At 66.9% G+C, this 17050-nt stretch carries 16 protein-coding genes; 11 read left to right on the forward strand and 5 right to left on the reverse strand.

Features of this window, described 5'->3' with window-relative positions; all coding sequences use genetic code 11:
* The first annotated feature begins 159 nt into the window (after positions 1 to 159).
* Positions 160 to 954 (forward strand): SDR family NAD(P)-dependent oxidoreductase, encoded by a 795-nt coding sequence (locus ACIP0B_RS14685; protein WP_400832997.1) that lies wholly within the window; start codon positions 160 to 162, stop codon positions 952 to 954.
* Between the two features lie 33 nt (positions 955 to 987).
* Positions 988 to 2262, forward strand: coding sequence for a beta-ketoacyl-ACP synthase II (gene fabF, locus ACIP0B_RS14690; protein WP_400832999.1), 1275 nt, complete (start codon positions 988 to 990; stop codon positions 2260 to 2262).
* Here the strand turns inward: fabF and ACIP0B_RS14695 are convergent.
* The 3 genes from ACIP0B_RS14695 to eat all read right to left on the reverse strand — a co-directional run bounded on the left by ACIP0B_RS14695 (position 2259) and on the right by eat (position 4640).
* Positions 2259 to 2816 carry a TetR/AcrR family transcriptional regulator gene (locus tag ACIP0B_RS14695; protein WP_400833002.1) on the reverse strand — a complete coding sequence of 186 codons (558 nt, stop codon included), beginning with the start codon at positions 2814 to 2816 and terminating at the stop codon, positions 2259 to 2261. The genes fabF and ACIP0B_RS14695 overlap by 4 nt on opposite strands.
* 171 nt (positions 2817 to 2987) lie before the next feature.
* The gene (locus ACIP0B_RS14700; protein WP_079246726.1) at positions 2988 to 3155 is read right to left on the reverse strand and encodes a DUF2897 family protein; all 168 of its coding nucleotides are present in this window, start codon (positions 3153 to 3155) and stop codon (positions 2988 to 2990) included.
* Positions 3156 to 3275: 120 nt separating this feature from the next.
* A complete protein-coding gene (gene eat / locus ACIP0B_RS14705) occupies positions 3276 to 4640 on the reverse strand; it encodes an ethanolamine permease (RefSeq protein ID WP_400833005.1) in 1365 nt (454 codons plus the stop codon).
* A 342-nt stretch (positions 4641 to 4982) separates the two neighbouring features.
* Here eat and kdpF point away from each other — a divergent pair, with 342 nt between their 5' ends.
* From kdpF to ACIP0B_RS14735, 6 genes are all read left to right on the forward strand, one after another.
* Entirely contained in the window at positions 4983 to 5072 is a 90-nt protein-coding gene (kdpF, locus tag ACIP0B_RS14710) for a K(+)-transporting ATPase subunit F (RefSeq protein ID WP_007963673.1), read from the forward strand.
* Between the two features lie 8 nt (positions 5073 to 5080).
* Positions 5081 to 6775 carry a potassium-transporting ATPase subunit KdpA gene (gene kdpA, locus ACIP0B_RS14715; protein ID WP_400833008.1) on the forward strand — a complete coding sequence of 565 codons (1695 nt, stop codon included), beginning with the start codon at positions 5081 to 5083 and terminating at the stop codon, positions 6773 to 6775.
* Between the two features lie 10 nt (positions 6776 to 6785).
* Entirely contained in the window at positions 6786 to 8843 is a 2058-nt protein-coding gene (gene kdpB / locus ACIP0B_RS14720; RefSeq protein ID WP_400833011.1) for a potassium-transporting ATPase subunit KdpB, read from the forward strand.
* Positions 8844 to 8994: 151 nt separating this feature from the next.
* Positions 8995 to 9540 (forward strand): potassium-transporting ATPase subunit KdpC, encoded by a 546-nt coding sequence (gene kdpC / locus ACIP0B_RS14725; protein WP_400833014.1) that lies wholly within the window; start codon positions 8995 to 8997, stop codon positions 9538 to 9540.
* A gap of 126 nt (positions 9541 to 9666) precedes the next feature.
* Complete coding sequence (locus tag ACIP0B_RS14730) at positions 9667 to 12318, forward strand: DUF4118 domain-containing protein (RefSeq protein ID WP_400833016.1); 2652 nt, start codon at positions 9667 to 9669, stop codon at positions 12316 to 12318.
* A 48-nt stretch (positions 12319 to 12366) separates the two neighbouring features.
* On the forward strand, positions 12367 to 13065 hold the full coding sequence (locus ACIP0B_RS14735) for a response regulator (protein ID WP_400833018.1): 699 nt from the start codon (positions 12367 to 12369) through the stop codon (positions 13063 to 13065).
* Positions 13066 to 13227: 162 nt separating this feature from the next.
* Here the strand turns inward: ACIP0B_RS14735 and ACIP0B_RS14740 are convergent, their stop codons facing one another.
* Positions 13228 to 14265 (reverse strand): patatin-like phospholipase family protein, encoded by a 1038-nt coding sequence (locus ACIP0B_RS14740; RefSeq protein WP_400833021.1) that lies wholly within the window; start codon positions 14263 to 14265, stop codon positions 13228 to 13230.
* Between the two features lie 218 nt (positions 14266 to 14483).
* Between ACIP0B_RS14740 and ACIP0B_RS14745 the strand changes: the two genes are divergently transcribed.
* The 3 genes from ACIP0B_RS14745 to ACIP0B_RS14755 all read left to right on the forward strand — a co-directional run bounded on the left by ACIP0B_RS14745 (position 14484) and on the right by ACIP0B_RS14755 (position 16615).
* Positions 14484 to 14762 (forward strand): hypothetical protein, encoded by a 279-nt coding sequence (locus tag ACIP0B_RS14745; RefSeq protein ID WP_400833023.1) that lies wholly within the window; start codon positions 14484 to 14486, stop codon positions 14760 to 14762.
* Positions 14763 to 14839: 77 nt separating this feature from the next.
* Complete coding sequence (locus ACIP0B_RS14750; RefSeq protein WP_400833026.1) at positions 14840 to 15607, forward strand: CHAD domain-containing protein; 768 nt, start codon at positions 14840 to 14842, stop codon at positions 15605 to 15607.
* 213 nt (positions 15608 to 15820) lie between these two features.
* Positions 15821 to 16615 (forward strand): acyl-CoA thioesterase, encoded by a 795-nt coding sequence (locus tag ACIP0B_RS14755; RefSeq protein WP_400833028.1) that lies wholly within the window; start codon positions 15821 to 15823, stop codon positions 16613 to 16615.
* Between the two features lies 1 nt (position 16616).
* Here ACIP0B_RS14755 and ACIP0B_RS14760 read toward each other — a convergent pair whose 3' ends face one another.
* Entirely contained in the window at positions 16617 to 16982 is a 366-nt protein-coding gene (locus ACIP0B_RS14760) for an Mpo1-like protein (RefSeq protein WP_217891129.1), read from the reverse strand.
* Positions 16983 to 17050: the final 68 nt, after the last annotated feature.

Below are 17050 nucleotides of genomic sequence, written 5' to 3' on the forward strand. Positions count from 1 at the left end.
GCATTCCGGCATCCGCATGCCGGCGTAGGCGGACGGTTCGTCGGGCAGATTAAATTATGGCTGTCATATTGCGCTTTGATTATGCCTATAATATTTTCGCGTTCGAAAGCGTCCGGCATCCGGATGCGTCATTCCCTCAAGTCTTGCAGGAGTACCGTCATGAATTCCCCTGAGTCCAAAGGAACAGCCATCGTCACCGGCGCTTCTTCCGGCATCGGTGCGGTGTATGCGGAGCGGTTGGCTGCGCGCGGTTTTGATCTGTTGCTGGTGGCCCGTGACCTGGCGCGTCTGGAGAGCGCCGCCGACAGGCTGCGCAATGCCTACGGTGTCCGGGTCGAAGCCTTGAAGGCGGATCTGACGCAAGAGACCGATGTGCTCAAGCTCGAGCAGCGTTTGCGCAGCGACGCCAGCGTGAGCCTGCTGGTCAATAACGCGGGGGTAGGGGCGAACGGTTCGTTGGCCGATGCCGATCCGGGTCAGGTGCAGCAGCTCATACAACTGAATGTCGTCGCCGTCACCCGGCTGGCTTCCGCCGCCGCCAAGGTTTTCACCGGTGCCGGACGTGGCGTGATCATCAACATCGCCTCCGTGGTGGCGTTGTTTCCCGAGCGTTTCAACGCGGTCTACAGTGCCAGCAAGGCTTACGTGCTGAGCCTGACCCAGTCGCTGAACGCAGAGCTCGAAGGCACTGGCGTCAAGGTGCAGGCCGTGTTGCCCGGCGTCACCCGCACCGAGATCTGGGAGCGCTCCGGCATCGACGCCAGCGGCATTCCGGCAGAGATGATCATGGAGGCCGGCGAAATGGTGGATGCGGCCTTGGCGGGGCTGGATCAGGGCGAACTGGTGACCATTCCGTCGTTGCCGGACGCAGGCGATTGGCAAGCGTTTGTCGGTGCGCGGATGGTGCTGGCGCCGAACCTTTCCCACCGTTCGGCGGCCGAACGCTACAAGTAAGACCTTTCTGAATCGGTTGGAGGAATGCGTGGTATGGATCAGCGTCGGGTGGTGGTGACGGGGATGGGGCTGGTGTCTCCTCTGGGGAGTGGCGTCGAAGTGGCCTGGCAGCGGCTGTTGGCCGGCCGGTCCGGGTTGCGCAATCTGCCGCAGGCCGTGATCGAGGATCTGCCGGCCCGTGTCGGCGGGGTCGTGCCTACGGTGGCGGAGGACGCCGAGGCGGGTTTCGATCCGGATCGCGCGACGCCCCCCAAGGAGCAGAAGAAGATGGACCGCTTCATTCTGTTCGCCATGGAGGCCGCCCGCCAGGCGTTGGAACAGGCTGGCTGGCAACCTGCCGATGCTGCGCAGCAGGAGCGCACGGCGACCATCATCGGTTCGGGAGTCGGCGGGTTCGGTGCGATCGCCGAGGCGGTGCGCACCACCGACAGCCGTGGCCCGCGACGCTTGTCGCCGTTCACCATTCCGTCGTTCCTGGTCAATCTGGCCGCCGGCCACGTCTCGATCGCCCATGGTTTCAAGGGACCGTTGGGCGCACCGGTGACCGCCTGCGCCGCCGGTGTGCAGGCGATCGGCGATGCGGCGCGGCTGATCCGCTCAGGTGAAGCCGACATCGCAGTGTGCGGCGGCGCGGAAGCGGCCATCGACCGGGTCAGCCTGGCGGGCTTCGCGGCGGCCCGGGCGTTGTCCAGCGGCTACAACGACACGCCCGAACGCGCCTCGCGTCCGTTCGACAGCGGACGGGACGGTTTCGTCATGGGCGAGGGCGCGGGCCTCTTGGTGATCGAGTCTTTGGAACATGCCTTGGCGCGAGGCGCGCAGCCCTTGGCCGAGCTGGTCGGCTACGGCACCAGCGCCGATGCCTATCACCTGACCGCCGGGCCGGAGGACGGCAACGGCGCGCAACGGGCGATGAAGCTGGCGCTGGCCCAGGCGGGCGTGTCGCCGGATCAGGTGCAGCACCTGAATGCCCATGCCACTTCCACCCCGGTCGGCGATCTGGGTGAACTGGCGGCGATCAAGTCCTTGTTCGGCAGCGGGAACCGCATCGCCGTGACCTCGACCAAGTCCTCCACCGGCCATCTGCTGGGGGCTGCCGGTGGGCTGGAGGCGATTTTCACGTTGTTGGCGATCCGCGATCAGCGGGTTCCGCCCACACTCAATTTCGAGCATCCCGATCCGGCCAGCGAAGGCGTGGACATCGTCCATGGCCAGGCGCGGCCGATGGCGATCGACTATGCGCTGTCCAACGGTTTCGGGTTCGGAGGGGTGAACGCCAGCGTGCTGTTCAGGCGTTGGGAGGCTTAGTCTTCCGAGCGTTTCAGGTGTTCGCGGGTGACGTCGAGGATGCGTTGCGCAAACTCGCCGTCGGCCACGCTGCGTGACAACAGGAGCGCGCCGGCCAGCGTCGCCATGATGACAATGCTGCGGTCGGCTGCGTTGTCGCCCTCCAGGGTGGCTTCGATCTGATCCAGGCGTGCCTGGAGCACCACGTCGCTGGTCGGGCTCGGCTGGCCGCGCAGGCCCAGTTCCGAGGAGATGGTCAGCAGCGGGCAGCCTTCGTGAGGGGAGGTCTGGTGCCATTCGGAGAGGTAGGTGTCGATGAACACCTCCAGGGCATTGTCCTGGGCGAAGATTTCCGCGCACAGGCCCGCGACCTGGTCGCCGGCGGCCTGCAGCGCCTTCTCCACCAGTTCGTCCTTGGATTTGAAGTGCGAGTAGAAACCGCCGTGGGTCAGGCCCAGCGCCTTCATCAGCGGCTGCAGCCCGGTCGCACCGATGCCGTCCTTGCGGAACCGTTCGGAGGCTTCCTTGATGATGCGCTGGTGGGTCTGGGCTTTGTGGTCCTGCGAATAACGCATTTAAACTCTCCGCAACAAGGCCCCCATCTTAACCAATGAAAATTGCATGGTGACTGTACTTCTACTTCTAAAAAGCGTGCAGATGAGTCCGGCGTGATCTCAGCCGCATGCCTTCACACCGGTCAGGGGAGGCCACAATGAAAAAACCGCCGGCGTCGGCGGTTTTTTCATTCAGCGGTCCTGCGCTTCCTTGGCGTCCATTTCCGCATTGCGTTCGGCGACGCGCTTGCGTTGTTCTTCGGTCAGTTCGACCTTGTTGGCGGTGTCGCGCAGCATCATCAATCCGCCAACGATCGAGCCGATGGCGACGACCAGGATCAACCAGGCATACCAGGGCATAACGGCACTCCTCAAGGGCAGGTCGGCGGGCGAGGGTTTCGCCGTGCGCCGCTGCATACCACGTTTGAGCGAAGGGGTTTCGCAGTGGTTCCATTTTAGGCCGGTTATGCCCGCAACGGTCTACTGACCGGTCAGCATGGCGTCCGCCGGAGCGTTCGCGCGCAATTGTCCGGTGAGCAAAAAGTAGCCGAAGCCGACCGCCATGAACCCCAGGAAAACCAGGCCGATCAGCGCATTGAACCAGGCCATCGCCACCAGGCACACCACCGCCAGCAGCAGGGCAATGAACGGCACCAGCGGATAGCACGGCGCACGGAAGGTACGCTCCAGGTTCGGTTCGGTGCGGCGCAGCCTGAACAGGCTGAGCAGGCTCATGATGTACATCACGATGGCGCCGAACACGGCCATGGTGATCATGGCGGCGGTGAGGGTCATGCCGCCGAGGTTGATCAGGCCGTCGCTGTAGATCGCCGCGATGCCGACGATGCCTCCTGCGATGATCGCCCGGTGCGGGGTCTGGAAGCGCGACAGCTTGGCCAGCCCCTTGGGCAGGTAGCCGGCGCGGGCGAGGGCGAAGAACTGCCGCGAGTAGCCGAGGATGATCCCGTGGAAGCTCGCCACCAGGCCGAACAGGCCGATCCACACCAGCATGTGCAGCCAGCCGGAGTTGTCGCCCACCACCGCTTTCATCGCCTGCGGCAACGGGTCGTTGATGTTCGCCAGCGCTCGCCAGTCGCCCACGCCGCCGGCGAAGAACATCACGCCCATGGCCAGCAGCACCAGGGTCAGGATGCCGCTGATGTAGGCCTTGGGGATCGTGCGTTTCGGATCCTTGGCTTCCTCGGCGGCCATGGCCGCGCCTTCGATGGCCAGGAAGAACCAGATCGCGAACGGGATCGCCGCGAACATCCCGGCGATGGCCGGTGCCCCGAACAGATCCGATCCGGCCCAGCCGTTGAGGGCGAAATTGCTGAAGCTGAAGGCCGGCGCCACCACGCCCATGAACACCAGCAGCTCAGCCACGGCCAGCACGCAGACCACCAGTTCGAAGGTCGCCGCCAGTTTCACGCCGAGGATGTTCAGGGTCATGAACACGATGTAGGCGCCGACCGCCGCGTGCTTCGGATCGAGGGCCGGGAACTGCACATTGAGGTAGGCGCCGATGGCCAGGGCGATGGCCGGCGGGGCGAAGACGAATTCGATCAGCGTCGCCAGGCCGGCGATCAGTCCGCCTTTCTCGCCGAAGGCCCGGCGGCTGTAGGCGAACGGCCCGCCCGCGTGGGGGATGGCGGTGGTCAGTTCGGTGAAGCTGAAGATGAAGCAGGTGTACATCGTCGCGACCATGAATGAGGTCACCAGAAAGCCCAGCGTGCCGGCCACGCCCCAGCCGTAGCTCCAGCCGAAATACTCCCCGGAAATCACCAGCCCCACGGCGATGCCCCACAGGTGCAGGGTGCCCAGCGTGGGTTTGAGTTGTGTGTTCATGCGCATGCTCCCTGAACGGTTTGGATGGCTTCGGGGGAGGGCGCGTGCAGTGGACGTGCCAGTTTGCGGGGGCAGGTCGTTATGGGGTGAAAGCTGTCGTATCGGGGATGATCGCCGCCCGATGGCGGCACGGTCGTGCGCCAGTCGGGTGCGGTGCCGTCCGGGCTGCCGTCTTCGCGGGCACGTCGAAAAGGCCAGCGGGGCCGGCACCGTAATCCCCGCGTAAAGCCACTCTTTACGCTTTCTTTATGCCCTTGCGAGCCCCTCGGTCTCGTTCCTTTACGGCCGCCTTTCCGACAATGCCTCCACACGCGGCAATACGCCGTAACACGGAGATCTTCCATGAGCGTTCTGGACGGGGTGTCCCTGCTGCTGGCGGCAGGGCTGTTCATTTATCTGTTGGTTGCGCTGCTGCGCGCGGACCGGAACTAGGAGCGGCTATGCACAGTTATGACTATTGGCTGATCCTCGCGTTTTTCGCGGTGGTCCTGCTGCCGGCGCCGTTGCTGGGGCGCTTCTACTACAAGGTGATGGAAGGCCAGCGCACCTGGCTGACGCCGGTGCTCGGCCCGCTGGAGCGCGGCTGCTACCGCCTCTCCGGGGTCGATCCGCAGGCCGAGCAGAGCTGGCAGAAGTACACGCTGGCGCTGCTGGCGTTCAACCTCGCCGGTTTTTTGCTGCTGTTCGCGATCCTCGTGTTCCAGGATCACCTGCCGCTCAATCCGCAGAACCTGCCGGGCCAGGAATGGACCCAGGCGTTCAACACCGCGGTCAGTTTCATGACCAACACCAACTGGCAGTCCTACAGCGGTGAAGCGACCTTGAGCTACCTGAGCCAGATGGTCGGCCTCACCGTGCAGAACTTCGTCAGCGCCGCCACCGGCTTGGCCGTGCTGGTTGCGCTGTGCCGCGGCATCGGCCGCAAATCCGCCAAGACCCTGGGCAACTTCTGGGCCGACATGACCCGCGCCACCCTCTACGGCCTGCTGCCGCTGTGCCTGCTGCTGGCGCTGTACCTGGTGTGGCAGGGCGTGCCGCAGACCTTCGCCCAGTACGTGAACGCCGTGACGATGCAGGGTGTCGACCAGGTGATCCCGCTCGGCCCTGCGGCCAGCCAGATCGCGATCAAGCAACTGGGCACCAACGGCGGCGGCTTCTTCGGCGTCAACTCGGCGCATCCGTTCGAGAACCCGACCGCGTGGAGCAACCTGTTCGAAGTGGCGTCGATCATCCTGATCCCGGTGGCGCTGGTGTTCACCTTCGGCCATTACGTGAAGGACCTGCGTCAGAGCCGCGCGATCATCGGCTGCATGCTGGCGCTGTTCATCATCGGCGGCGCCACGTCGCTGTGGGCCGAGTACCAGCCGAACCCGGCGCTGAACAGCCCTGCCGTCGAACAGACCGCACCGCTGGAAGGCAAGGAAGCGCGCTTCGGCACCACCGCCACCGTGCTGTGGTCGGTGACCACGACGGCTGCGTCGAACGGTTCGGTCAACGGCATGCACGACAGCCTCAACCCGCTCAGCGGCATGGTGGCGCTGGTCAACATGATGGTCGGCGAAGTGATCTTCGGCGGCGTCGGCGCCGGGCTCTACGGGATGCTGCTGAACGTGCTGATCGCGGTGTTCCTCGCCGGCCTGATGATCGGGCGCACACCGGAATACCTCGGCAAGAAACTGCAGGCGCGGGAAGTGCAGCTGCTGGTGGTCACGCTGCTGGTGATGCCGGTGGGCGTGCTGGTGCTCGGCGCGATCGCCGCGAGCCTGCCAGGCCCTGCCGCAACCATCAGCAACCCCGGCCCCCACGGTTTCAGCCAGTTGCTGTACGCCTACACCTCGGCCAGCGCCAACAACGGCTCGGCGTTCGGTGGCCTGAGCGCCAACACCCCGTTCCACAACCTGATGCTGGGCCTGGGCATGCTGATCGGCCGCTTCGGCTACATCCTCCCGGTCATGGCCCTGGCCGGCAGCCTGGCGATGAAGAAGACCGCGCCTATCGGCCAGAACAGCTTCCCGACCCACGGCCCGCTGTTCGTGACCCTGCTGACCGTGACCATTTTGCTGGTGGGCGGCCTGACCTTCCTGCCGACCCTGGCGCTGGGCCCTATCGCTGAACACCTGAGCATGGGCTTCTAAGGAATCCATCATGAATATGCCTGCAATCAAACCCGTCGCCGCCAAGGCGCCGGAACATGCGAAAACCGCGATCAGCGCCTTGTGGCGTCCGGCGCTGGTGCAAGCCTTCGTCAAGCTCGATCCGCGCCAGCTGCAACGCTCGCCGGTGATGCTGGTGGTGGAACTGACCGCCGTCCTGACCACCGTGCTGTGCTTCATCCCGGACAGCGTCGTGCCGACCTTCGTCGCCGCGCAGATCGCCCTGTGGCTGTGGTTCACCGTGCTGTTCGCCAACTTCGCCGAAGCCCTGGCCGAGGGCCGCGGCAAGGCCCGGGCCGACAGCCTCAAGGCCGGCAGCGAAGGCCTGAGCGCCCGGCGCAAACTGGCCAACGGCAGCTTTCAGGTGGTGCCGGCCGCGAGCCTGCGCAAAGGTGACGTGGTGCGCGTCGAGGCCGGGGAAATGATCCCCGGCGACGGCGAAGTCATCGAAGGCATCGCCGCGGTCAACGAAGCGGCGATCACCGGTGAGTCTGCACCGGTGATACGCGAGTCCGGCGGCGACCGTTCCGCCGTCACCGGCAACACCCGCCTGGTGTCCGACTGGCTGCTGGTGAAGATCACCGCCAACCCCGGCGAGTCGACCCTCGACCGCATGATCGCGCTGGTCGAAGGCGCCAAGCGCCAGAAGACCCCGAACGAAGTGGCGCTGGACATCCTGCTGATCGGCCTGACCCTGATCTTCCTGCTGGTGGTGGTGACCCTGCAGCCGTTCGCCCACTTCGCCAACGGCAGCCTGCCGCTGGTGTTTCTGGTGGCGCTTCTGGTGACGCTGATCCCGACCACCATCGGCGGCCTGCTGTCGGCCATCGGCATCGCCGGGATGGACCGCCTGGTGCGCCTGAACGTGATCGCCAAGTCCGGGCGTGCGGTGGAGGCGGCGGGCGACGTGCACGTGCTGATGCTGGACAAGACCGGCACCATCACCTTCGGCAACCGCCGCTGCAGCGCGGTGCACGCCGCGCCGGGCGTGAGCGCCCGTGAGCTGGCCGAGGGCGCGCTGTTCGCCTCGCTGGCCGACGACACCGCCGAAGGCAAGTCCATCGTCGAGTACCTGCGCGGCTCCAACCCGCAGCCTGAGCCCTCGATGGACACCCTGACCGCCGTGCCGTTCAGCGCCGAGACCCGGCTCTCCGGTGTGGACTATCAGGGCCGCGCCTACCGCAAGGGCGCGGTGGATTCGCTGCTCGCCTTCCTCGGCCAGCAGCGCGGCGACCTGGCCCCGGCCCTGTCCCGGGAGATCGACAAGATCGCCCAGAGCGGCGGCACGCCGTTGCTGGTCTGCGCCGACGGCAAACTGCTGGGCGTGATCCACCTCAAGGACGTGGTCAAGCCGGGCATCCGCGAGCGCTTCGCCGAACTGCGCAAGCTGGGGATCCGCACCGTGATGGTGACCGGCGACAACCCGCTGACCGCCGCCGCGATCGCCGCCGAGGCGGGCGTCGATGACGTGCTCGCCGAGGCCACGCCGGAGAAGAAACTGGCGCGCATCCGCCACGAGCAGAACGACGGCCGCCTGGTCGCCATGTGCGGCGACGGCGCCAACGACGCCCCGGCGCTGGCCCAGGCCGACGTCGGCATGGCGATGAACGACGGCACCCAGGCGGCGCGCGAGGCGGCCAACATGGTCGACCTCGACAGCGACCCGACCAAGCTTTTGGACGTGGTGCAGATCGGCAAGGAACTGCTGGTGACCCGCGGCGCGCTGACGACCTTTTCCATCGCCAACGACGTGGCCAAGTACTTCGCGATCCTGCCGGCGCTGTTCGCCGCGATCTACCCGCAACTGGGCGTGCTGAACATCATGCACCTGAGCAGCCCGCAGAGCGCGATCCTGTCGGCCATCGTGTTCAACGCCCTGATCATCGTCGTGCTGATCCCGCTGGCCCTGCGCGGCGTGCGGGTGCAGGCGGCGAGCGCGGCGGCGCTGCTGCGGCGCAACCTGCTGATCTACGGCCTGGGCGGGATCCTGGTGCCGTTCGTGGGGATCAAGGCCATCGACATGCTGCTGACGGCGTTGCACCTGGTTTGATTCTGCAAGGTGCGCCAGGCGCGCCGCCATGACCGGCCGGCTCCCACCCTTGAAAGGCGTTGCCTTGTGGGAGCCAGCCTGCTGGCGATGGGCTCGCCTGGACGCACCTGACCTAACGCGGCATCCGCTGCCTGAATTCGAGGATTTTGAAATGTCCACACTGATACGTCCCGCCCTGAGCCTGCTGGTGCTGATGACCCTGGTCACCGGCGTCGCCTATCCGCTGGCGGTCACCGGCATCGCCCAAGTCGCGTTCCCGGAGCAGGCCAACGGCAGCCTGGTGCGCGATGCCGAAGGCAAGGTGCGCGGCTCGTCGCTGATCGCCCAGGATTTCGTCGGCGATGCCTGGTTCCACCCGCGCCCTTCTGCCGGTGCGTTCGCCACCGTGTCGAGCAGCGCGAGCAACCTGGCGCCGAGCAACCCGGCCCTGGCCACCCGCGTCACCGACGACGCCGGCAAGTTGCAGGTGCCGGGCCAGGGCCCGGTTCCCCTGGCGCTGCTCACCACCTCCGGCAGCGGCCTCGATCCGCACTTGCCTCCGGCGGCGATTGCCTATCAACTGACGCGTGTCGCGCAGGCGCGCAACCTGCCGGTGGCGACCTTGCAGCAACTGCTCGATGCGCACATCGAACAGCCGCTGGTGGGGCCGCCGGTGGTCAACGTGCTGGAGCTGAACCGGGCGCTGGAAAAACTCTGAGCCGTTGCACCGCCAATCGCCAGCAGGCTGGCTCCCACAGGAACGCGCATTTCCTTGTGGGAGCCAGCCTGCTGGCGATGACGGCAGTCGATGCGATACCCAAACATCAGGAAGAGAACATCAAGCATGAGTGACTCCGGCCGCGCCGACGCGCTGTTAGCCAACCTGCCCCGGGACGGCCGCGGGCGGCTGAAAGTGTTCCTCGGCGCCGCGCCGGGCGTGGGCAAGACCTACGCCATGCTCCAGGCCGCCCACACCCAATTGCGCCAAGGCGTGAAGGTCATCGCCGGCGTCGTCGAGACCCACGGCCGGGCGGAGACCGAAGCGCTGCTCGGCGGCCTGCCGCAGCAGCCGCTGGTGCGCTCGGAATACCGTGGCGTCACGCTCGAGGAAATGGACCTGGACGGCCTGCTCGCCGCCAAGCCCAAGTTGGTGCTGGTCGATGAACTGGCTCACACCAACGCCCCCGGCAGCCGTCACGCCAAGCGCTGGCAGGACATCCAGGAACTGCTCGCGGCCGGCATCGACGTGTTCACCACGGTCAACGTCCAGCACCTGGAAAGCCTCAACGACCAGGTGCGCGGCATCACCGGCGTGCAGGTGCGCGAAACCTTGCCCGACTGGGTGCTGCAGGAAGCCTACGAACTGCTGCTGATCGACCTGCCGCCGCGGGAGTTGCTGGAGCGCCTGCGCGAAGGCAAGGTCTACGTGCCGGAGCAGGCCCGGGCGGCCATCGATGCGTTCTTCACCCAGACCAACCTCACCGCGCTGCGCGAGTTGGCGATGCAGACCGCCGCCGCGCAGGTGGACAACGACCTGGCCCAGGGTTACCGCCAGCTCGGCCAGTCGGCGCCGGCGGTGCGCGGGCGCCTGCTGGTGGGCGTGGACGGCGATGCCCAGGCCGAACGGCTGGTGCGCCACGCCAGCCGCGTCGCCCAACGGCGGCACCTGCCGTGGAGCCTGGTGCATGTGGACAACGGCCGGGTACGCGACGAGCAATCGCGCCTGCGCCTGCAAAGCGCCCAGCAACTGGCCGAACGCCTGGGCGGCGAAGTGGTGCTGCTGCGCGCCGGCGAGGTGGCCAAGACCTTGATCCAGCACGCCGCCGAACGCCGGGCGAGCCTGGTGCTGGTCGGCCAGTCCCGGCCGCGCCTGCGCCGCCGGTTGTTCGGCGGCGGCCTGGCGGCGCGTTTGCTGCGTCAGGCCCAGGGCCTGGAGATCAACGTGCTGGACAGCGAGCACCAGCCGCATCAACCGCGCCTCAGGAGCGCCCCGGCGCTGGTGTGGTTCGACTACGCGCTGGCGCTGGTGGCGACGGTGTCGGCCAGTGCGCTGGCGTGGGCGGTGTCCAGCGTGCTGCCGCTGCCGAACATCTCGCTGGTGTTTTTGGCGGCGGTGCTGCTGGTGGCGGTGCGCAGCAGCCTGGGCCCGGCGCTGGCCTGTGCGGCGCTGTCGTTCCTGACCTACGATTTCCTGTTCATTCCGCCGAACTTTTCCTTTGCCATCCAGCGTGAGGAAGACGTGCTGACCTTGCTGTTCTTCCTGCTGATGGCGGCGCTCACCGGCAATCTCGCGGCCCGCCAGCGCCGGCAGTTGCAGGCCCTGCGCGACACCCAGGAAGAGACCACCGAACTGCTCGACCTGTCGCGCCGGCTCACCGCCGCCACCGACCGCCAGGCCGTGGTCAGCGCCGCTGCCCAGCACCTCAACGGCTGGAGCGACCTGCAGGTGTGCCTGCTCAACCGTGACGGCCAGGGCGGCTGGAAGGTCGAGACCGGCGGGCCGCTGCAATTCTCCGAGGCCGAACGCGCCGCCGCCGACTGGGCCTGGCAGCACGACCAGCCGGCGGGCATGGGCACCGGCACGCTGCCGTTCGGACGCTGGTGGTGGTGGCCGCTGTCGGCGGAAGAGGGGCCGCTGGCGTTGCTGGGCGTGTGCGCCAAAGAGGGCCAGACCTTGAGCGGCCAGCGTCGCCGTTTGCTCACCGCGTTGAGCCAGCCGCTGGCCCAGGCGCTGGCGCGGGCGCAACTGGCCGACGACCTGGAAGCGGCGCGGCTGCACGGCGAGACCGAGCAACTGCGCAGCGCCTTGCTCGCCTCGGTGTCCCACGACCTGCGCACGCCGCTGACCTCGATGCGCGGCAGCATCGACAGCCTGCTGGCGCTGGGCGAGGCGATCCCGCTGGAGGATCGCCGGGAATTGCTCGAAGGCACCCGCGATGAGGCCGAGCGTCTGGACCGCTACATCCAGAACCTGCTGGACATGACCCGTCTCGGCCACGGTGCCCTGAAGCTGGCGCGGGACTGGGTCGCGCCGGCGGACATCGTCGGCAGTGCGCTCAACCGCTTGCGGGCGGTGCTGTCGTCGTTGCAGGTGAGCACCGAGGTGCCGGCGGAACTGCCGCTGCTGTTCGTGCACGCGGCGCTGATCGAGCAGGCGCTGGTGAACGTGCTGGAAAACGCCGCGCGGTTCTCGCCGTCCCATGGCCGCCTGCAACTGCGTGCCGGGGCGGACGACGGCGAGCTGTTCTTCTCGGTCAGCGACGAAGGGCCGGGCATTCCCGTCGAGGAGCGGGCGAAGATTTTCGACATGTTCTACACCGCCGCGCGCGGTGACCGGGGCGGGCAGGGCACGGGCCTGGGGCTGGCGATCTGTCAGGGCATGGTCGGCGCCCACGGCGGCCGGATCAGCGTCGGCGACGGCATCGAAGGCCGCGGCACCTGCATCACGCTGCACCTGCCCTTGCAGACGCAGCCGGGGATGGACGGTGAAGGCTGATCCCCGCTGCGCTACTCTCTTGCCAAACTTTTGTGTTGATGTGAATCCATGAGCCAGACCGCGACCATTTTGGTCATCGACGACGAACCGCAGATCCGCAAGTTTCTGCGCATCAGCCTCGCTTCACAGGGCTATAAGGTGCTGGAGGCCGGCACCGGCACCGAAGGCCTCGCGCAGGCGGCGCTGAACAAGCCCGACCTTTTGGTGCTCGACCTCGGCCTGCCGGACATGGACGGCCAGCAAGTGCTGCGCGAGTTCCGCGAATGGGCCACGGCGCCGGTGCTGGTGCTGTCGGTGCGCGCCAGCGAAGGGCAGAAGGTGCAGGCCCTGGACGGCGGCGCCAACGATTACGTGACCAAGCCGTTCGGCATCCAGGAGTTCCTCGCCCGGGTACGGGCGCTGCTGCGTCAGGCGCCGGCGGGGGAAGCGCAGCAGGCCGCGCTGAACTTCGGCCCGCTCACCGTGGACCTGGCGTACCGCCGGGTGACGCTGGACGGCGCCGAAGTGGCCCTGACCCGCAAGGAATACGCGGTGCTGGCGCAACTGGCGCGGCATCCGGGACGGGTGATCACCCAGCAGCAATTGCTCAAGGACATCTGGGGGCCGACCCACACCGAGGACAGCCACTACCTGCGCATCGTGGTCGGGCACCTGCGCCAGAAACTGGCGGACGATCCGACCCGGCCGCGGTTCATCGTCACCGAGGCGGGGGTGGGGTATCGGTTGTTGAGCGAGACCAGCCTCTAGCCGTGTGCCGAATGGGCCGGCCCTATCGCCAGCAGGCACCACTAGCAAGGGCAAGCACAGTTGTTCTCACAGGTTTGCGCCGAAGTGCAGTGGTGGTGAGCGACCGCAATCACTGTGGGAGCGGGCTTGCCCGCGATGGGGCCCTGTCAGGCCATGCGGCCCTCAAGGCTGCTCGCCCTCGTACCGGTCCAGCGTGTCCCGCGCGATCTCCCGCCCCAGCGCGATCAGCTCCGGCGCCTTGTAGAACTCGAAGAACCGGCACACCCGCTTCGGCACGTTGATCAGCACGTCCGGCGGATACCCGGCGATCTTGTACTGGGCCAACGAGGTCTGCATTACCTCGAAGCTCTGGTTGATCAGGTCCAGCAACGACGCCGGCCCCACGTTATCGATGATGAACGAACCGGTGGCCGACTTCGGCGCGCCGTCGCGCTCGGGGGCGGCGGCGGGTTGCTGGGTCTCGGGTTCGGCGCCTTCGACCCACGGGTTGATCTCCGCCGCCTCGGCCCGCAGCGCTTCCTGTTCCAGCAACAGCAGTTGCTCGGCCTGCTTGCGCCGGAACGGCATCTTCGAGCCCAGCGAGCTGATCAGGCTGTCGAAGCGGGTGCGGAACGCGGCGGGGCGCTGGATCACCGGCAGCTTGTAATGGCGTTGGTTGGTGGCGTTGAGGTTGACGGCGATGATCAGGTCGCAGTGGCTGGACACCACCGGCACGATCGGCAACGGATTGAGGATGCCGCCGTCCACCAGCATCCGGTTGCCCTGCATCACCGGCGTGAACAGGCTGGGAATCGCCGCCGAGGCGCGCATCGCCTGATGCAGGCAGCCTTCCTGGAACCAGATCTCCTGCTGGTTGGTGAGGTCGGCGGCCACCGCCGTGTAGGGGATGCGCAGGTCTTCGATGTTGATTTCGCCGACGATCTTGCGGATCTGGCCGAAGACCTTTTCGCCGCGGATCGCGCCGAGGCGGAAACTGACGTCCACCAACCGCAGCACGTCCAGGTAGTCCAGGCTCTCGATCCAGTTGCGGTACTCGTCCAGCTTGCCGGACGCGTAGATCCCCCCGACCACCGCCCCCATCGAACAGCCGGCGACGCAGGCGATGTCGTAGCCCCGCCGTTCGATTTCCTCGATGACGCCGATATGGGCATACCCCCGGGCGCCACCGGAGCCCAGCACCAGTGCGACACGCTTTTTCATCGGACTTCCTCCCCTCACGCCTGCACAATGCACCCATCCGGGGCCGGGCTTCAATCGGTCGGGTCGCGGGGGCGGCGAGGGGTGTCGTTTTTTCGATACTGGGTGACCCTTCACGGCTATCTTTTACAGTGCCGTCCTTTGGCGGTGGCCCAAGGCACTTTTGCGCCGTCGAACCGTCTTACCTGCACGACTGTTGACCTATCTCTGAGGTGTGAGTGATGAAAGCCTGGATCTGTGTACCCCTGATGGCCCTGGTGCTGGCCGGATGCGCCGGCAAGACGGCCTACCGCGACAGCTGCGGCAGCCAGCTCGACGCGGCGTGGCACGAGCTCGACCTGGCCAAGGCCGAAGGGTTCGCCGGAACGGTGAGCTACTCCAAGGCCCTGTCGCTGCTGACTGCCGCCAAGACCCAGCAGCAGTTCGAAGGGTTCGAGGGCTGCACGAAGAAAGCCGAGAAGGCGCGTTTCTACATTCGCGAGTCCCGCGCGGGGCGCTAAGCTGCTGACGTGGCGCAAGGGCTGGGTGCTTGCGCAAGCGCACGCTGATGCAAAGCCATTGGGTTCGGGAGCAAGCGATGTCTGTGTTGATTGACCGGTTGGTGGCCCACGTCCTGGGCCTGGAGGTGCGGCTGCTGGCCTGTCAGGCGCGTCTGGCGGCGCGCACTGACCCGGAGGCGCTGCACGACCTGCGCACGACCGTGCGCCGTTTGCGCAGCCTGTTGCGGCCCTTGCGAGGGTTGCCCGGTGTCGAGCAGCTCGAGGGCGCGGCCGCCGCCGTCGGGCAGTTGACCACGCCGTGGCGTGACCGCGAGGTGTTGGCCGCGTACCTGCTCAAGCAGGGCCATGTGCAGGCGGCCCATCGGCGCCTGGCGCAGATGGACGAAGCGTATCCGGCGCTGGCGGCGAGTGCGGAGCTGGCGTCGCTGCTGATGATCCTCGACGCCTTTCCCCGTTTCTTGCGCGCCTCACAGCGGCAAGGCTTGCTCAAGGGCCTGGACGGACGCATCGGCAAGCGCCTGCGCAAGCAGTGGAAGAGCCTTGACGAGGCGCTGCACGATCCGGCCCACGACCGCCATCGCCTGCGCCTGCTGATCAAGCGCGTGCGCTACGGCATCGAGGCCTATCCCGAGCTTGACCGCCTGCCCGCCGCGGCGATGAAGCATCTGAAATCCGCGCAGGGCGCGCTGGGCGACTGGCACGATTGCTGGCAATGGCTGGCCAGGGCCGAACAGGAAGCGGACCTGCTGCCCTGCGTCCCGACCTGGCAGGCGACCATGGCCAAGGCCGAGGTCAAGGCGGACCGAGTCCTCGACAGGCTCAGCGAGGCCTGCTTCAAGCCCTGAACTGAACCTTGCGGGAGCAAGCCCTGCTCGCGAAAGCGGTCTGCCGGTCACCCGGTGTCGACTGACCCGCCGCATTCGCGAACAGGGCTCGCGCGCAATGTCCTGCAGCCCCGTACGGCCTTTCTGTCAGTCGATTTGACCGGAATAGACGCTGCGGCGCTCTGCGGGGCTGGTTAAGATCCCGGCTTTAACTTTTTCGTGCCTGAGGTTCCCATGCGCTTTTGCGATCTGCTCGATGCCGTCCGCCGTCAACCGGAGCTGTCGATTCCGGCCGGATGGGGGCAAGGCCGGGCCAGCTTCGGCGGCCTGGTGGCGGCGCTGCAATATGAAGTGATGCGCGCCAAGGTGCCGGCGGAACGTCCGGTGCGTTCGCTGGCGATCACTTTTGTCGGCCCGGTGGAGCCGGAGGTGCCGGTGAGCTTCGAGGTCGAGGTGCTGCGCGAGGGCAAGGCGGTCAGCCAGGTGCTGGGCCGCGCGACGCAGAACGGCCAGGTGGTGACTCTGATGCAGGGCAGCTTCGGTGGCTCGCGCACGTCGGAGGTGGCGGTCGACGCTCAGCCGGCGCCGCAGATGAAGCACTGGGACGACTGCCAGGAGCTGCCCTACATCAAAGGCGTAACGCCGGAGTTCATGCGCCATCTGGCGATGCGCTGGAGCGTGGGCGGCATGCCGTTCACCGGCAACAAGTCCCGCGACATGGGCGGCTGGGTGCGCTTGCGCGGCGACGTTCCTGAAGAACCGGTCAACGAGTCGCACCTGTTGGCGCTGGTCGATGCCTGGCCGCCGGCGCTGTTGCCGTTCCTGAGCAAGCCGGCGCCGGGCAGCACCCTGACCTGGACGGTGGAGTTCGTGCAGCCGCTGCGGGATTTGACCACGCTGGACTGGTGCAAGTACCTGGCGCAGATCGAGTACGCCGCCGACGGCTACGGCCATGTGGCGGCCAAGCTGTGGAGCGCCGAAGGGGAATTGATCGCGATGAGCCGCCAGACGGTGACGATCTTCGCCTGACTCAATGCCGGCGGTGGCGCTCGCGCCAGGCGCGCCACCAGCCGCCGCTGAGGAGAAAGCGCGGAAAGGTCAGGAACTGCTCGACCAACAGGCGCGATACGGCGTCCTTGCGGTCGCTGAACGGCTCGGAGGCCTGCGCCTCCAGGCTGTGCCCGTGGCGCTGCAGGGCCAGCGCCGCCACGATGCCGATCACGCCGATGGCGACGCTCGCCAGGCTCAGGCTGAACACCCCCGACACGATCAGCAGAAACGCGACGATGAACAGCGGCACGGCGATCAGGTGCAGCACCAGGTTGGTCGGGTGCTGATGGTTGTGCGGGTACGCGCGCCATTGCCAGGCGGGAAGGTTGGGGTGACGTTTGCCCATGTCTGCGGCTCCTTGTGCCATGTTCGGTGCATGGGTTGAAGGATAGGCCGGGGCCGGGAGGGCGGCGA

It is taken from the genome of Pseudomonas sp. NPDC089534, from assembly GCF_044749305.1.
Lineage (GTDB): Bacteria > Pseudomonadota > Gammaproteobacteria > Pseudomonadales > Pseudomonadaceae > Aquipseudomonas > Aquipseudomonas ekonensis.

What these genes read in the sequence shown, in the direction of transcription:
- ACIP0B_RS14685 (WP_400832997.1), top strand. Translation starts at nt 160, where the DNA reads ATGAATTCCCCTGAGTCCAAAGGAACAGCCATCGTCACCGGCGCTTCT.
- fabF (WP_400832999.1), top strand. Translation starts at nt 988, where the DNA reads ATGGATCAGCGTCGGGTGGTGGTGACGGGGATGGGGCTGGTGTCTCCT.
- ACIP0B_RS14695 (WP_400833002.1), bottom strand. Translation starts at nt 2,816, where the DNA reads ATGCGTTATTCGCAGGACCACAAAGCCCAGACCCACCAGCGCATCATC.
- ACIP0B_RS14700 (WP_079246726.1), bottom strand. Translation starts at nt 3,155, where the DNA reads ATGCCCTGGTATGCCTGGTTGATCCTGGTCGTCGCCATCGGCTCGATC.
- eat (WP_400833005.1), bottom strand. Translation starts at nt 4,640, where the DNA reads ATGAACACACAACTCAAACCCACGCTGGGCACCCTGCACCTGTGGGGC.
- kdpF (WP_007963673.1), top strand. Translation starts at nt 4,983, where the DNA reads ATGAGCGTTCTGGACGGGGTGTCCCTGCTGCTGGCGGCAGGGCTGTTC.
- kdpA (WP_400833008.1), top strand. Translation starts at nt 5,081, where the DNA reads ATGCACAGTTATGACTATTGGCTGATCCTCGCGTTTTTCGCGGTGGTC.
- kdpB (WP_400833011.1), top strand. Translation starts at nt 6,786, where the DNA reads ATGAATATGCCTGCAATCAAACCCGTCGCCGCCAAGGCGCCGGAACAT.
- kdpC (WP_400833014.1), top strand. Translation starts at nt 8,995, where the DNA reads ATGTCCACACTGATACGTCCCGCCCTGAGCCTGCTGGTGCTGATGACC.
- ACIP0B_RS14730 (WP_400833016.1), top strand. Translation starts at nt 9,667, where the DNA reads ATGAGTGACTCCGGCCGCGCCGACGCGCTGTTAGCCAACCTGCCCCGG.
- ACIP0B_RS14735 (WP_400833018.1), top strand. Translation starts at nt 12,367, where the DNA reads ATGAGCCAGACCGCGACCATTTTGGTCATCGACGACGAACCGCAGATC.
- ACIP0B_RS14740 (WP_400833021.1), bottom strand. Translation starts at nt 14,265, where the DNA reads ATGAAAAAGCGTGTCGCACTGGTGCTGGGCTCCGGTGGCGCCCGGGGG.
- ACIP0B_RS14745 (WP_400833023.1), top strand. Translation starts at nt 14,484, where the DNA reads ATGAAAGCCTGGATCTGTGTACCCCTGATGGCCCTGGTGCTGGCCGGA.
- ACIP0B_RS14750 (WP_400833026.1), top strand. Translation starts at nt 14,840, where the DNA reads ATGTCTGTGTTGATTGACCGGTTGGTGGCCCACGTCCTGGGCCTGGAG.
- ACIP0B_RS14755 (WP_400833028.1), top strand. Translation starts at nt 15,821, where the DNA reads ATGCGCTTTTGCGATCTGCTCGATGCCGTCCGCCGTCAACCGGAGCTG.
- ACIP0B_RS14760 (WP_217891129.1), bottom strand. Translation starts at nt 16,982, where the DNA reads ATGGGCAAACGTCACCCCAACCTTCCCGCCTGGCAATGGCGCGCGTAC.